The 16212-nt window shown below is 38.3% G+C and carries 14 protein-coding genes; 12 read left to right on the top strand and 2 right to left on the bottom strand.

All coding sequences use genetic code 11. From position 1 onward, the window contains the following. The first annotated feature begins 126 nt into the window (after nucleotides 1-126). The 9 genes from OLD84_RS06305 (at nucleotide 127) to OLD84_RS06345 (ending at nucleotide 9493) form a co-directional block, all read left to right on the top strand. Nucleotides 127-423 (top strand): YhdT family protein, encoded by a 297-nt coding sequence (locus OLD84_RS06305; RefSeq protein ID WP_209463205.1) that lies wholly within the window; start codon nucleotides 127-129, stop codon nucleotides 421-423. Continuing rightward, nucleotides 420-1889, top strand: coding sequence for a sodium/pantothenate symporter (panF, locus tag OLD84_RS06310; protein ID WP_209463206.1), 1470 nt, complete (start codon nucleotides 420-422; stop codon nucleotides 1887-1889). The genes OLD84_RS06305 and panF overlap by 4 nt, the downstream gene beginning before the upstream one ends. Before the next feature lie 14 nt (nucleotides 1890-1903). Then, nucleotides 1904-3139, top strand: a complete 1236-nt coding sequence (locus OLD84_RS06315; RefSeq protein WP_209463207.1) for a M20 family metallopeptidase — start codon at nucleotides 1904-1906, stop codon at nucleotides 3137-3139. Nucleotides 3140-3256: 117 nt separating this feature from the next. Continuing rightward, nucleotides 3257-4318 carry a tartrate dehydrogenase gene (locus OLD84_RS06320; protein ID WP_209463208.1) on the top strand — a complete coding sequence of 354 codons (1062 nt, stop codon included), beginning with the start codon at nucleotides 3257-3259 and terminating at the stop codon, nucleotides 4316-4318. Between the two features lie 13 nt (nucleotides 4319-4331). Further along, nucleotides 4332-5081: an SDR family NAD(P)-dependent oxidoreductase gene (locus OLD84_RS06325; RefSeq protein ID WP_209463209.1), complete on the top strand. Its 750-nt coding sequence runs from the start codon at nucleotides 4332-4334 to the stop codon at nucleotides 5079-5081. A 38-nt stretch (nucleotides 5082-5119) separates the two neighbouring features. Continuing rightward, nucleotides 5120-6562 carry an aldehyde dehydrogenase family protein gene (locus tag OLD84_RS06330; protein ID WP_209463210.1) on the top strand — a complete coding sequence of 481 codons (1443 nt, stop codon included), beginning with the start codon at nucleotides 5120-5122 and terminating at the stop codon, nucleotides 6560-6562. A gap of 557 nt (nucleotides 6563-7119) precedes the next feature. After that, the gene (locus OLD84_RS06335) at nucleotides 7120-7245 is read left to right on the top strand and encodes a hypothetical protein (RefSeq protein WP_264917313.1); all 126 of its coding nucleotides are present in this window, start codon (nucleotides 7120-7122) and stop codon (nucleotides 7243-7245) included. An 87-nt stretch (nucleotides 7246-7332) separates the two neighbouring features. Continuing rightward, nucleotides 7333-9003: a sodium/proline symporter gene (locus tag OLD84_RS06340; RefSeq protein ID WP_209463211.1), complete on the top strand. Its 1671-nt coding sequence runs from the start codon at nucleotides 7333-7335 to the stop codon at nucleotides 9001-9003. 4 nt (nucleotides 9004-9007) lie between these two features. Then, the gene (locus OLD84_RS06345; protein WP_209463212.1) at nucleotides 9008-9493 is read left to right on the top strand and encodes a hypothetical protein; all 486 of its coding nucleotides are present in this window, start codon (nucleotides 9008-9010) and stop codon (nucleotides 9491-9493) included. 92 nt (nucleotides 9494-9585) lie between these two features. On the opposite strand, the gene OLD84_RS06350 is transcribed toward OLD84_RS06345, so the two are convergent. Then, nucleotides 9586-11247, bottom strand: coding sequence for a PucR family transcriptional regulator ligand-binding domain-containing protein (locus OLD84_RS06350; RefSeq protein ID WP_209463213.1), 1662 nt, complete (start codon nucleotides 11245-11247; stop codon nucleotides 9586-9588). Between the two features lie 253 nt (nucleotides 11248-11500). Here OLD84_RS06350 and OLD84_RS06355 point away from each other — a divergent pair, with 253 nt between their 5' ends. From OLD84_RS06355 to OLD84_RS06365, 3 genes are read left to right on the top strand one after another with little or no spacing between them, the layout of a single operon-like run. Continuing rightward, nucleotides 11501-12862, top strand: a complete 1362-nt coding sequence (locus OLD84_RS06355) for an aspartate aminotransferase family protein (protein WP_209463214.1) — start codon at nucleotides 11501-11503, stop codon at nucleotides 12860-12862. A gap of 57 nt (nucleotides 12863-12919) precedes the next feature. After that, nucleotides 12920-14062 (top strand): alanine dehydrogenase, encoded by a 1143-nt coding sequence (gene ald, locus OLD84_RS06360; protein WP_209463215.1) that lies wholly within the window; start codon nucleotides 12920-12922, stop codon nucleotides 14060-14062. Between the two features lie 18 nt (nucleotides 14063-14080). Further along, the gene (locus OLD84_RS06365) at nucleotides 14081-15541 is read left to right on the top strand and encodes a CoA-acylating methylmalonate-semialdehyde dehydrogenase (protein ID WP_209463216.1); all 1461 of its coding nucleotides are present in this window, start codon (nucleotides 14081-14083) and stop codon (nucleotides 15539-15541) included. Between the two features lie 338 nt (nucleotides 15542-15879). Here the strand turns inward: OLD84_RS06365 and OLD84_RS06370 are convergent, their stop codons facing one another. Next, nucleotides 15880-15996: a putative holin-like toxin gene (locus OLD84_RS06370; protein WP_245301570.1), complete on the bottom strand. Its 117-nt coding sequence runs from the start codon at nucleotides 15994-15996 to the stop codon at nucleotides 15880-15882. Nucleotides 15997-16212 lie beyond the last annotated feature (216 nt).

Consider the following 16212-nt stretch of genomic DNA (forward strand, 5'->3'; position numbering starts at 1 on the left):
CTATTTACCTATGAAGATATAAAGTTACCTCCAATTCATAGCAAACGATAGTCTGTGCAACTAGTGCCCCTGCTATAGGAAAAAATTTGAATAAAACTATTTACATATTAAGGAGGAGTACATGGAATGAAAAACAAAAGGGAAGCGCAAGAGCCTCGTTTTGCAGTCGCTAACCGTGAAGCATTAATAGGTTGTGCTTTAGCTGCATTTAATATCATGTGGTGGTACGGATTCGCTTATGGTTTAGGATCAAAGCCCCCTGAGGAGTACACTTATGTATTAGGATTCCCAGCATGGTTCTTTTATAGCTGTATTGTGGGATTTCTAGTAATGGTTCTTCTAATTTCTTTAGTGGTTAAGTTTGTCTTAAAAGACGTGTCGCTTGAAGATGTGGAAGAAGAGGATGAGGTGAACTCGGCATGAATTGGGCAGTAGTAACGCCGTTGTTAATTTTTATCTTTATTATATTTCTCATTGGGATTTGGTCTAATCGAAAAATGTCTAAAGCTTCTTCTTTTCTTAGTGATTATTTTCTTGGGAGTCGTGAATTTGGAGGAATCGTTTTAGCAATGACTATGGTTGCTACATATGGTAGCGCTTCCAGTTTTCTGGGAGGGCCAGGTGCTGCATATTCCATTGGGTTTGGTTGGGTGTTGCTAGCGATGACACAAGTAGCCACAGGGTATTTTGTGCTACTTATTTTAGGTAAAAAGTTTGCTATTGTAACAAGAAGGTATAACGCGGTTACACTAATTGATTTTTTAAAGGAAAGATATAAAAGTACTCCTGTGGTTTTAGTATCTGCTTTTAGCATCATTATCTTCTTATTTGCTGCAATGGCTGCACAGTGGGTTGGTGGGGCCTATTTAATCCAATCATTAACAGGATTATCCTATACCGCTGCTTTATTTATTTTCACGGTATCTGTTCTCATTTATGTAACGATTGGAGGATTTCGTGCTGTTGCCATAACAGATACGATACAAGGGATCGTGATGTTCTTTGGAACATTTGTGTTACTTATTGCTGTAATTGTTGCAGGTGGAGGTTTATCAAATATTTTCTCTGATTTAATGGCTGAAAATCCTAATTTAATAACGCCATTTGGTCAGGACGGACAATTGACGGCTGCATATGTATCTTCTTATTGGATACTTGTAGGAGTTGGTGTGATAGCTTTACCTCAAGTAGCAGTCAGGACTATGTCTTACCGGAATTCAAAGGCTATGCATCGTGCGATAATCATAGGAACGGTTGTAGTTGGTGTTATTATGCTTAATATGCACTTAATTGGTGTATTTGCTAGACCTGTTTTACCAGGGATTGATGTAGCTGACCAGGTTATTCCATTAATTGCCTTAGATGTATTGCCGGCATGGCTTGCTGGGATAATATTAGCTGCACCTTTAGCAGCGATGATGTCAACAGTGGATTCCCTATTGTTAATCGTTAGCTCTTCCGTAGTGAAGGACGTTTATATTAATTATATTAAACCACAAGCAACCAATGAAAACGTAAAAAAGGTAAGTATGGGTGTTACAGGGATAATTGGTACGGTTGCATTTCTGTTAGCTATAAACCCACCTGAATTGCTAATCTTTTTAAATTTATTTGCTTTTGGTGGATTACAAGCGGCATTTATGTGGCCACTTGTATTAGGACTATATTGGAAGCGAGCAAATAAATATGGTGCTATTGCGTCCATGTTTACTGGTATAAGCTCTTATATAGCAATACATTTCTATAATGAATCCTATGGTGATTTATTAGGTGTACATGCAGTAACAATACCAATCTTCTTATCATTTTTTATTTTTATAATATTCAGCTTTATATTTAAAAAGGAAGCCTATGAATTTCCAACACAAAGGATTAAAAAACAAGCATAAGGAGAAGTGAAGTTATGAATTTAACTAAAGCCAATATAGCAAAGAGGGATTATGAACGTGCAGTCTCCCTTACACAGCAACTCGTTAGGATACCAAGTGTTTATCGCCCCGGAGATCCTGATGGAAATGAAGAAAAGGTGGCACATTATGTTGCAGATTATTTACGGAATATTGGAATTGAGGTTCATGTAGAGGAAGTTGTTCCAGGAAGACCAAATATCATAGGTGTTGTTGATTCCGGTAAACCCGGGAAAACACTTTTATTTGAAGGACATACAGACGTGGTAACAGAAGGAGATCGTTCAAGTTGGAAATATGATCCTTTTGGAGCTGAAATTATTGACGGGAAAATGTTTGGTAGAGGAACAAATGATACAAAAGGGAATCTTGCCTGTATGATTACTGCTGTTCAATCCATTCTGGAAGATAAAGAGAGTTTTACTGGAAAAATTATATTATGTATACCAGTAGATGAGGAAAGTATGATGATCGGGATAAAACACTTTATTAAACAAGGATGGGCGGATGAAGTTGATGGGGCAATTATTTGTGAGCCTGAGGAAAATCAAATCTGTATTGCTCAACGTGGGGCTCTACGCGTGAAAATCACGGTTCATGGAAAAATGGCTCATGGTGCCATTTCTTGGAGTGGTATTAATCCCAACTGGAGGATGGCGAAAATTATTACCGCATTAGAGCAAATGGAAAAAGAAGAGCAGGACAAACATGGAGAGCACCCTTATCTAAAATGGCCAAGTATCACTCCGACTATTTTACAGGCTCCAGACAAAGGAGATGCACAGATTAATGTTATTCCAGAACGCTGTATGACAACATTGGATATTCGTACGATTCCAAATCAGGATCATCAGGATCTGCTCAAAAAAATTGACCAGATATTTGCCTCACTAAAAGAAACGGATGCAGATTTCAAAGCGGAATATGAAGTAATTGAGGATCGTCCTGCTACCGAAACAGATAAAGATAATCCAGTAGTCACTGCAGTTTATCATGCAGTAACAGATGTGTTAGATGAAAAACCACGATATAACGGTGTTCCAGGTGCAACAGATGGTACATTCCTGCATATCCATGGAGTGCCAATTGTAACAATAGGAGCTGGTGATAGGGAAATTCCTCATCAAAAAAATGAATATGTTGATATTGAGGAATTAGGTCAGACGACAGAAATCTATAGAAATGCAGCATTGCATTTTCTAAATGATAAAGAAAACCGAAGTATTTATTAGAATAGCCATTATTTAGGAGGAATTAAATTTGAAGTGATAAATTGGATAAATGGTGTCAGGCTCTGGTTTGGCACCATTTTATTTTTTGTGTTAGGTAAATAAAAGGGGGGGGATTTTATGCGAGCATTGAATATTGCGGTTTTACCAGGAGACGGTATCGGCCCTGAAGTAACGAAGGAAGCTATAAAAGTGTTGCAAGCTTTGGCGGATATCGATTCAACGTTTACTTATGAAACAAAGGAGTTTCATTGGAATAGCGATTATTACTTAAAAACCGGCCAAATGATGCCTGAGGATGGACTGGAACAACTAAAAACGTTTGACAGTATTCTGTTTGGGGCTATCGGAGATAATCGTGTTCCTGATCAAATATCGGTTTGGGATCTAATTATGCCAATCAGAAAAAACTTTCAGCAATATGTGAATTTCAGGCCTATAAAGTTGTTAAAAGGATTGGAAGGTCCATTAAAAAATAATGCGTCAATTGATTTTGTAATTATTAGAGAAAATGGTGAAGGAGAATATTCAAATGTGGGCGGTATGATGTTTCAAGGGGAAAATCGGGAAATGTCTGTACAGAATACAATCATGACTAGACAGGGTGTTACCCAGATTGCTGAATTTGCCTATAAGTATGTGCGGGATCACAGCTTGGACAAAGTTACCAATGCAACGAAATCCAATGCGATTATCCATTCTATGAAATTTTGGGATCAGGTAGTTGAAGAAACAGCGAAGAAACATTCGGATATTTCTTATGAACGGTATTATATTGATGCCTTAGCAGCCTATTTTGTTCAACGCCCGGAGGATTTCCAAGTCGTTTTAGCATCCAATTTATTTGGGGACATATTATCTGATTTAGGCTCAGCTATTGTAGGGGGGTTAGGTCTGGCACCTTCCGGGAATATAAATCCTTCTCATGAATATCCATCGATGTTTGAAGCAGTCCACGGATCTGCACCTGATATAGCAGGGAGAGGGATAGCAAACCCGATTGCACAAATATGGTCTGCAGCCCTTTTGCTAGAACATATAGGTAGAAAAGATTTGCATGATAACATTCTTGCTGCAATTGAAGCGTTACTCGTTGAGAGAAAAATCCTGACACCGGATTTGGGAGGAACAGCAACGACTGTAGAAGTCGGGGATGCCATTGTGGAAAAACTTTATAAATAATGGAGGGAAGGGTATGTCATTTAGTAATAAAACCATAATTGTGACCGGTGCAGGTGGTGGAATGGGCAAAGCAACTGTAGAATTATTACTGAAAGAAAATGCGAATGTTGTAGGGTGTGATCTTCACATAGATTCCCTAGTGGCATTTGAAGACCAAAGTCAATTCTTATCTTTTGAAGGTAATTTATTAAATGAAAACAATGTAAAGGATATTTTTGAGAAGACTGTTCAAACATTTGGGCAAATTGATGGACTTGTTAATATAGCGGGGGTTGCACAAAGTGCGACACCTATTGAGGAGATTAGCTTAGATGAGTGGCATAAAATAATGGACATGAATATGACAATGACATTTTTAACCTGCCGTGAAGCTGCTATTTATATGAAGAAAAGACAACAGGGAGCTATTGTAAACATCGGATCTGTTTCAACAACAAGACCCAGACCTGGATTACAGGCCTACGTTGGATCCAAAGGAGCCGTGGAGTCTTTTACAAAAGCGTTGGCATTGGAACTCTCTCCCGATCATATTAAAGTTAATGTACTGCACCCAGGGCCTGCTGATACTGAGATGCTTGGACAATTTACAAAGCAGGGGGAAAATGTGAATGATACGAAAAAAGCAGTTTTTGAAAGTAGTGTTCCACTAGGAAAGTTATTGCAACCAACAGATATTGCTCAATCGATTAAATTTTTACTTTCAGATGAAGCGAATATGATCACGGGCAGTGTCTTACATGTGGATGGTGGGAGAAGTATATGAATTGGATTGCTCGATGAGATTTAACGGAGGTTATAGTTATGGAAATATTACAGATGTATATAAATGGTAAATGGGTGAATAGCAAGAATGGAAAAAATATCGAAGTGAAAAATCCCTCAAGTGGAGAAGTGATAGCCACAATCCCCCGTGGAGAAGGTGAGGATGTGGATAAAGCTGTAAAGTCTGCAAAGCAGGCGTTTAACAGTGAAGCATGGCGCAATGTAAAACCACATGAACGGGGCGATCTTTTATTTCAGATAGCTGAAAAAATAAAAGAAAACCGAGATGAATTGGCTGAATTGGAAACCGCTGACGTTGGCAAACCACTGACTCAAGGGTATGCGGATATTGACGCTGCCATCCGCTACTTTCAATTTTATGGAGGCGCAGCTGATAAAGTAATGGGAGATACTATTCCCATAGAGGACGGAATCATTGATTATACGGTCAGGGAGCCTGTCGGAGTGACTGCACATATTGTTCCATGGAATTATCCGATTCAAATTTTATCTAGAAGTGTGGCCGCAGCGATTGCCATGGGAAATACGGTCGTTGTAAAAAGTGCGGAAGATACACCGCTGACAGCAATGAAAATAGCGCAGTATTTTGACGAACTGGATATTCCAGACGGCGTGTTCAATCATGTGACTGGGTATGGTGCTGATGCTGGCGCAGCATTATCATCAAACCCTTTGATTAACCATGCTACATTTACAGGATCTGTACAGACAGGTACAGCCGTTGCAACCGCTGCGACAAAAAATGTCGTTCCTGTGACGTTAGAACTTGGCGGTAAATCCCCTAATGTTGTGTTTTCCGATTGTGATAACGAGAATACGGTTGAGGGTGTTGTTAAAGCCATTATTCAAAATGCAGGCCAAACTTGTTCAGCGGGTTCTAGATTACTTGTTGAAGAATCTTTTAAAGATGAGTTCTTAGAGAAGGTAGTTAATAGATTTAAAGAATTATCCATTGGTGCTGGCTTACAGGATAAAGATATTGGGCCTATTTTGAATGAGAAACAATGTAATCGTATACTGGATTTTCTTGAAGTAGCAAAAGATGAAGGCAAAATTTTGGTTGGTGGAAAGCAAGTAACGGTTGAAGGTTATGAGGGAGGCTTTTATCTGGAACCGACAATTATTGATGGGGTGAGCCCGAATAGCAAACTAGCTCAGGAAGAGATATTTGGTCCAGTCTTAGCAGTTTTTACATTTAAGGATACTGAAGAAGCTCTACACTTAGCTAATAGTACAGATTACGGCTTAGTTACCGGAATATGGACACAAGATATTAGTCGAGCACATTACCTGGCAAGTCGGATTGATTCAGGGCAAGTATTTATTAATAATTATGGTGCTGGTGGCGGTGTGCAAATGCCTTTTGGCGGTTATAAAAGAAGCGGATTCGGTAGGGAAAAAGGCTGGATCGCTTTGTATAATTATACGCAGTTGAAGAATGTTGCCATTAAGTATAACTAATAAAAAAGAAAATCAACAACTTTATATAAAAATACGATGGGTTTGTTGTTGGTTTAGTTTATCGTTTGTGAAGCAACTGCTCATTTGAATGAACGTAATAACGTCTGTCGTCCTTTAGCTTCCCGTACACAACCTTGCGTCTGTATATAGGGATGAAAACAATGTGATATATGCAATTCCTTAAAGGCCCTCCTTTATTTGACTTGGCTTGCGAAACCTTTGTCATTATATTAAAAGAGGGCTTTTTTATCATGCTTACACCTATTTTCTACCCCCGTTTTTCCACACTTAGCATAAGTAAACTCTGAAGTTAAATAGGCAGAAGAATTTTCTGTTTTTATTTATCCGTTACAAAATGTCTTAATAAACCTATGAGAATTTGACACTATGTCTAGTATACTTCTCATCTGACGACAATATAATCACTAGTAACAAAGTATTTTGAAAACAATATATCTAATTTAAATCTAAAGTAAACAAACTCCAAAAAGATTTTAAATTTAGATTTATTGAAAGCGTTTAACAAGATTGTTTTTTAATAGAAGGAGGTCAAATCCATGTTTAATTTGCCTTGGGAAACCGCACTGTTAATGTTGCCTTGGCCAGTGATCTGGGTCACTTTGGCTTTAGTCATGTATTTCAAAATGCGGAGGGATGAAAAAAGTGGAGACACCGAAGAATAACATAACAACTTACTAGAATGGAGGAAATCGGAAAAGCAAAACGATATTTTAGAAAACAAAATTTCTTGAGGGAGGGAGTAATTGTTAATGAACTTAGACATTATCGTTTTTTTTATCTATTTACTTTCAATGCTAGGGATAGGGCTATATTTTACGAAAAAGGCATCAGCATCTGCTGATCACTATTTATTAGGTAATAGAAAAATCGGTGCTCCAGTTACTGCCATAAGCATGCAAAGTTCATCTATGAGCGGATTCATGTTTATGGGTGGGCCCGCTCAAGCATTCCAAGAAGGCTGGCATGCTCTGTGGTATGCTATAGGTGATGCTGGCGGATCCATCGTTAACCTGTCAGTACTGGGAAAAAGAATGAGAAGAATGTCACAACTATTAGGTGCTCTTTCACCAGTAGAATATTTAGAAAAAAGATTCGAAAGTACGGCAGTCCGTGTGTATGGAGCAGCTGTGGCAATCATATTTCTGTTTGCATATGCATTTGCACAGTTTATTGCTGCCGGCAAGGCATTAGAAACCATGTCAGGGTTTTCTTATGAATTGGCTCTTGTTATAGGTATTGGGGTTATAGTTGTTTATACTGTTGCTGGAGGATATCTGGCTGTTGCTTTCAGTGGCTTTGTACAAGGGGTTATTATGCTGATTGGTGTAAGTATAATTGGTGTCATGGTATTACCACAAGTAGGCGGTCTATCAGGATTAAATGAACAGCTTGCAGCGATTGACCCCACCTATCTCAGCATTTGGGGTAAGGATTTGATCTATTACGGACAGTGGGGAGTTATTCTGGGGGCAGTACTTATTTATGCTATCGGGTATATGGGACTGCCACACGTTTCCGTTAAACATATGTCCATGGAAGGTGCTGATACTACTAAAAATGCAATTTTGTGGTCAGCGGGATTTAATCAACTATTTACATTCACCCCTTATATACTAGGACTTTCTGCCATTATAATCATGCCTAACATTTCAGACCCTGAGATGGTTATTCCTGAGATGGTATATATGTTATTTCCAGGAATAGCAGCGGCGATTTTGCTCTCAGCCATTATGGCAGCCATTATGTCTACATGTGATGCCTTGCTTATGCAGGCTGGGACGACACTTTCACGTGATGTTTATAGCCGCTTTATTAATAAAAAGGCTAGCCATAAACAACAACTACTGGTGTCCAGGTTGTGTATTTTAATTGGGGGTGTCATCGGTATTGTTGTGGCTGTATACGAGCCACCAAGTGTATTTGCACTTGTCGTATTTGCTTTTGGCGTATTGGGGAATACATTTATGATTCCTTATATTGCTTCAGTTTATTCAAAAAATGCCAATAAAATTGGTGTGCTGTCTGCCATGGTAGGGGGATCTGTAACCAATATAGCGTGGGAATTATTCACGCTTCAAAATGCCACTGGTATACACCCATTCCTGGCCGGTTTACTAATTTCCTTAATTGCAATGCTGATTGGAAATAAGTTTGGGACGCCTCCTTCAGATCCAATTTTGGATGCATTTGATTTAGCTAAACAGAATAAAAGAATCCCTAAAAAATTGGAAAAAGGAATTTTTGAAGATTTGGCACCTGAAGCACGGAATATTTCCTACTTCCTTGAAACAAAAGAAGTGCAACGGAAAACAGTAGGAAAGCAGCCGAAATCAAACGAAATGCAACAGGAATCGTCGCTTGACAAATCGCGCAGACGTACAGTTGGAGATCCAAAAATCAGACTGAATTTAGAGGGATAATATCATGGGAGAAAAAATCTTAACACAATCAATTAAATTTGAAAAGAAACAAATAGAAACAAGTCTCATGAAATTACACCCTGATGCAAAGTATTTGGCGGATAGAATTATCTATTATCCGTATTACTTTTTCGTCTATAATGTAAAAGCTAAAAGACTTTTTCTGCCAATGGACGAAAAAGTTGGTTGTGCGGTGGATGCTATTAGTGGGAGTGGTTCACTGGTGGATTTCAACCCGAAATTGGAAGAGGCCGAAATATTGGGTGAACAGCGAATGCAGAAACATCAGACGCTTGAAGACTGTTTACCCATTTCCGAAAGTTTTGTTTTTCGATCGTTATCTTTAAAAATGAGGATGATTTCTTTCTCACACGTCCAGGTAGAAAAACAACAATTGTTCTATCGGCCATTCTGGGTCGTTTACAATAAAAATGGAGATGGACAGGGTTTTATTGTGGATGGTGTAACAGGTCAGTACCATCCCTTATAATTTCAGAATAACCAAACTCCTCTTACCAGTTGATACCTGGAGTTTGGTTATTCAAATCATTTTATAAAATGGTACGGATCTGGAAAATCGTTTCACTCTACCAAATTTGTCGCATTTAACTTTCTATTTTCTTTACTAAGTCTGCTATTCATTAAAAGGTAGCCTTTTATAGCAGTTTCTATAGATATTCGGTTCATCGGTTCCATGAAATCTTTGCCTAGAATCAGTTCAATTTTATCTAGGCGGTGATATAGTGTTTGTCTAACAATAAATAAACGGTCAGCAGCCTCCTTTTTTGAACCGTTACACTCGAAGTAAATTTCAAGTGTCTTCAGAAACGCAGCATCCGTTTTATGGTCATGAGAAATTAAATCACCAATATGCTCATTAATATAAGATTCCAGATGTCCATCTTCTTGTATTTTAAAAAGGAGTTGATAAATACCTATATTTTCATAATAGAAGCATTTTGAGAGACCCGCATACTGTAATTGAAGGACTTCTTTTGCTTCTATATAGCCTATTGGTGCTCGAGAAATGTTTTGGTAAACGCTACTCACACCAATAGAAGTAGAGCTTCCATCTATAATATTCTTTTCATCCACGTTAAATATGTTATCAATTATATTTGATAGCCTGCTTGTTTCTTTTTTTTCTTTGTCTTCAGCAGTGAAGGAACATATTATGGCAATTTCATTCTTTTTAGCTGAAACGACTGGAAAAAAGCCTGATTGCTTAAATAGGGAACGAAACAGCATGGATCTTTGAACTTTTATTTCTTCCCAGTCCTCTTCCATATTTAATGGAGGGGCATTGGTTTGAATGATAAAAATTCGGTAATATAGATTTTCACTTATGGAAGGGAGGAAGGCTTGAAGTTCTTCTGCTTCATAATCTCGGCCCTGAAGCAAATTCTGCACTAATTTATCTTCCATATTTAGTTTTCTTTCTTCTATTGTTCTATTTCTTAATAAGATCTGTGCTATCGAGAGCGCAGCACGGTCTAATACAGAGAATAAAAATTCATCTGTTTGTTTGTCATCTATATGCAAACACAGATATCCCCAAACTTGTCCCAGTCCTACGACTGGCGTTAAAGCAAATGAATCATTATCAAATAAAATAGTTTTTGGTTGCATATTCACTGGATTAATATTTTTAAAATGTGTTTGAAGCAACAATTCTAAGTGCTTGGCTTCTGGAGGGTAATAATACGATTTTGCTTCATCGGTTAAGAAAAATGCTTTTTTGTTAAAACTGTTATGGAGCTGCTGTAAGATTTTTAAAATACCATTTGGAGCAAGAGATAGTTCGGTGAATTTCTTTGTCAATTCACTTAATTGGTTTAGCATTTGGTGATGCTGATTAATAATAAGTGTATGTAAATCCTGCGTAATATCAACGAACTTTACAATTTCTTCAAACACGATGATAGGGAAATGGTTTTCATCTGCTAATTGTTTTATTTGAGATGAAAGGCCAGAGAAATACGGCCCCCTTTCAATGCAAATTCCTGCAGCCTTTTTTTCAATCAATCTCTCATAGGTTGCCGTGGATGAATTAAGTTGAAGGTCTAAACCAGTACTAAGAATTAATTCATTCCCATTTATTAGCTTATCAAATTCCTTCGTTTCCAATATATGTGTCCATTTTATTTTTCTATTTAACCCTCCAGAACCTGCTAAAACTACAGCATTTTTAAATGTTTCTCTTGAAAGAACATCAGTAACAGTTGGCTCAAAATTATTGTTCAATTTAATCCCTCCAAAGTGTTAACTTAAAACCAGAATAGTTTAACACACTGTAAAATGAAAATATTATTAATTATCTGTATAGTTGATTATGAACGATGTAAAAAGCGCTGTCAAACAAAGATTTTAATAAACAGAAAGAAGTAAAGAGTGAGTATAGTCAAAACACATGTAATGAATGAGATGGACAGTTAGTAAATCTAATGAGGCTCTTAATGATTTGATTTTATCAATTTTTCGCAAGGAGAAGATGAATATGAAAACAGTAAAAAATGATACACAGTCACTTAATGAAAAGGATCGGGAAAATGTATGGCATCATATTTCTCCGTATAATGAAAAAAACTATCCCATGATTGCATCTGAAGCAAAGGGGTCTTGGATCACAGACCACCAAGGAAATAAATATCTGGACGCGATGTCCGGACTTTGGTGTGTAAACGTTGGTTATGGACGTGAAGAGTTGGCACGCGTTGCATACGAACAAATGAAAAAGATGGCTTATACATCCATGACACAAAGTCATGAGCCAGGAATTAAGCTTGCTGAAAAAATAAATGACATGTTAGATGATGACTATATGATTTTTTATTCCAATAGTGGATCTGATGCAAATGAGGTTGCTTTTAAAATCGCTCGGCAATACCACCAGCAAAATGGTGAATCTTCAAGGTATAAATTTATTTCCCGTTACAGAGCGTATCATGGCGGTTCCATGGGTGCACTGGCTGCAACGGGGCAGGCACTACGTAAATATAAGTATGAGCCACTCTCTTCTGGTTTTTTACATGTAGCCCCTCCCGATAATTACCGAAGGCCTGCTGGAATGTCTGTCGAGCAATATAATTTGCAACGGGCCGGGGAACTGGAAGATAAAATTATTTGGGAACAGAAAGAGACAATTGCTGGTATTATTATGGAACCGCTCATTACCGGGGGTGGCGTGCTAATCCCAGATCAAGTATATGTAAAAGAAGTCGAGAAAATCTGTAAGCGTCATGGAGTTTTACTAATTATAGATGAAGTGATTTGCGGTTTCGGTAGGACTGGTAAAGCGTTCGGCCATAAGCACTTTGATATTAAGCCAGACATTATTACCATGGCGAAAGGACTCACAAGTGGTTATCTGCCATTATCGGTCACAGCTGTTCGTAAAGACTTGTACGAATCATTTAAAAGTAGTGAGGATAATAGTCATTTTCGTCATGTCAATACATTTGGAGGAAATCCTACAGCCTGTGCCGTTGCTTTGAAAAACATTGAAATTATGGAACAAGAAAATCTAACGGACAGAGCCGCTGTTTTAGGTAATCGGCTTCAACAGGAACTTGAAGAGCTCAGGAGTCATCCGTATGTGGGGGATGTTCGGGGATTGGGATTTTTAATGGGGATTGAATTAGTCGAGGATAAAAATACAAAGGAACCAGCATCAGCAGAACGAATAGGGAAAATTATTGGAGACTGTAAAACAAATGGACTAATTATTGGAAAAAATGGAGATACCGTAGCAGGTTATAATAATATACTAACGTTAAGTCCACCACTATCGAGTACGGATGATGACTTGGGCTTCATCATTGATGTAGTGAAAAAAGTTTTTAAGGAGAATGAAGTTTAGAAGGTTACCTACTATAAAATGGGGGAAAGTTATTCAGCCAAAAATGGAGGGATATAAATGAAGATTGGTATACCGCGGGAAATAAAAAACAATGAAAACAGGGTGGCAATATCTCCTTCTGGTGTCTATTCAATTGTTAATTCGGGACACAAGGTTGTGATAGAGAGTCAAGCTGGAGTTGGATCAGGGTTCAGTGATGAAGAATACCAGGTGTCAGGGGCTGAGATTGTAAAGGATCCGAAAGAGGTATGGTCTCAGGAAATGGTTATGAAAGTAAAAGAACCACTCCCGGAAGAATACCACTACTTTTATCCAGGTTTACTGTTACTTACTTATCTTCATCTTTCTGCTGAGCCAGCTTTAACGAAGGAATTAATGGATTCGAAGGTAGTAAGTATTGCCTATGAAACTATCCAGGAAAAAGATGGTTCTCTTCCGTTACTGGCACCGATGAGTGAAGTTGCAGGTAGAATTGCAACTCAAATCGGAGCGCAATTTTTGGAAAGGCCAAAGGGAGGAAAAGGTATCCTTCTAAGTGGTATCCCTGGCGTTAATAGAGGTAAGGTAACGATCATAGGTGGTGGAGTCGTAGGAACAAACGCAGCTAAGATTGCCCTTGGATTAGGGGCTGAGGTAACTATTATTGATCTTAATGCAAATAGATTACGAGAGTTGGATCACTTATTTGGGAATCAGGTTAACACCGTTATATCAAATTCGTTTAATATAGCTGAGGCCGTAGCGGAATCTGATCTTGTCATTGGAGCTGTATTAATCCCGGGAACAAAAGCACCAAAATTGGTATCGGAAGACATGGTAAAGGCAATGAAGGAAAAGTCGGTTATCGTAGATGTTGCTATTGACCAAGGGGGAATTTTTGAAACGGCTGATAAAATATCCACCCATGATAATCCAACATATGAGAAGCATGGAGTCGTTCACTATGCTGTTGCCAATATGCCAGGAGCGGTTCCAAGAACATCTTCACTTGGATTAACCAATGTTACGCTTCCATATGCGCTCAAAATTGCCAACAAGGGATATGGTAAAGCAAGTTTAGAAGATGAATCTATTTTAAAGGGGATTAATACGATAAATGGATATGTAACATATAAAGCAGTCGCCGACGCTCATGGATTAGAGTATAAGAATCCAAACACGCTATTGTATGATAGAGAAACAGCAGCTCAATCATTATAAAATCTGGAGGTTATGTAAATGAGTCAAACAAAAGTAAAATCACTTCAAAACTATGTAGGTGGAAAATGGGTTGAAGCAGAATCGGATAAAACAGAAGCCGTATATAACCCAGCAACAGGAGAGGTTATCGCACATGTGCCGATCTCGTCATTGGATGATGTGGATCAAGCGGTAAACGTTGCGACGGAAGCTTTTCAAACCTGGAAAGAAGTACCGGTTCCGAAACGGGCGCGTATTTTATTTAAATATCAACAATTACTCGTAGATCACTGGGATGAGCTAGCTGAAATTATAACCATCGAAAACGGAAAAAGCTTTAAAGAAGCACAAGGGGAAGTCCAACGAGGTATTGAGAATGTTGAATTCGCTGCAGGCGCACCATCCTTAATGATGGGAGAACAATTGCCATCGATTGCTGAAGGCCTTGAATCAGGTGTTTACCAGTATCCAATTGGGGTTATCGGCGGAATCACACCATTTAATTTTCCGATGATGGTGCCAGCTTGGATGTTCCCAATAGCCATTGCAACTGGGAATACGTTCGTACTAAAACCATCCGAACGTACGCCATTACTTGCTAATCGTTTAGCTGAATTACTAGAAGAAGCGGGATTGCCTAAAGGTGTATTCAACATTGTTCATGGTGCACATGATGTGGTGAATGGTCTGCTTGATCATAAAGATGTAGCAGCCATCTCATTTGTTGGTTCACAGCCTGTTGCTGAGTATGTATACAAACGTGGAACAGATAACCTAAAACGTGTTCAAGCACTTTCAGGAGCGAAGAACCACTCTATCGTATTACGTGACGCAAATATGGATAATGCAACAACGCAAATTCTTAATGCTGCTTTTGGCTCAGCTGGAGAACGTTGCATGGCAGCCTCTGTTGTTGCTGTTGAAGAATCCGTTGCGGATGAATTCATTGAGCAGCTTACACAAAAAACAAATGAAATTAAAATTGGCAACGGCCTGGACGAAGGTGTTTTCCTGGGACCAGTTATCCGCGATAATCATAAAGAACGTACGTTAAATTATATTGAAACGGGAGAAAAAGAAGGAGCAAAACTCGTTCGTGATGGACGTAGTGATAAAGATGCTCAACGTGAAGGCTATTTCGTAGGGCCGACTATTTTTGACCATGTAACAACTGAAATGAAAATTTGGCAGGATGAAATGTTCGCACCTATTCTATCTATTGCCCGAGTCCAGGATCTTGATTCTGCTGTTGAACTAACAAATCAATCGCGCTTTGCTAATGGGGCATGTATTTTTACAAATGATGGAGGCAGTGTCCGCAAGTTCCGTGAAACAATTGATGCGGGTATGCTTGGTGTGAACATTGGTGTACCAGCACCAATGGCGTTCTTCCCGTTTTCTGGCTGGAAAGATTCCTTTTATGGGGATCTGCATGCAAATGGGAAAGATGGACTTAACTTTTATACGCGGAAGAAAGTTGTTACTACGAGATGGGTTTGATCCTGCTTGATTCATAACAGGTTTATAGATTAGATAAAAAATAATGATTGCGATTTAATTAAACCTTGAAAGGGTATGCTCTTTCAAGGTTTTGTTAATTATATTAATATTTTTCTTTACCGTTTATCTATCCATGGAATTATCTCTAGCTATATTCACTTATTAGAAAACTCAACATTCGCCAAGCCGATGTTTTCATTGACAGTATAAATAAATGAATTTATACTATACTTATAAATAAGGTGCCGAGTAGCATCAACTACCCGGCACCGGCAACTACAACTGCATCAAAAGCAGTTGGCCGTGTTTACCAAAAAAGAAGTAACAGCGACCCTGGTTTAGGAGCGGTTACTTCTTTTTTTTAGGTAAACGACAATTGTCACTGTTAGAGTCAAGTTAGCAATTTCGAGTAACCCAAACTGAGCTAACAGACTTAGTGTTTCATATGTCGTCATTCCCTGCCACCTCCTCTCATGAGGACTTAAAAAAGAGGAAATGGCCAACCGCTCACAATACCTATGTAGTTGCTGATTTTATATTAACATACCTTTTCATAGATTAATAGCAATAAAGAATAAATGTTCTCAATATTATATAAATGTAACTACCAATATTAAAAACCAGTCACCAACCACATGTCCCCAGCATTCTCTTCGATATTCACGCGTTTT

Source organism: Virgibacillus natechei, assembly GCF_026013645.1.
In the GTDB taxonomy this organism is placed as follows: domain Bacteria; phylum Bacillota; class Bacilli; order Bacillales; family Amphibacillaceae; genus Virgibacillus_L; species Virgibacillus_L natechei.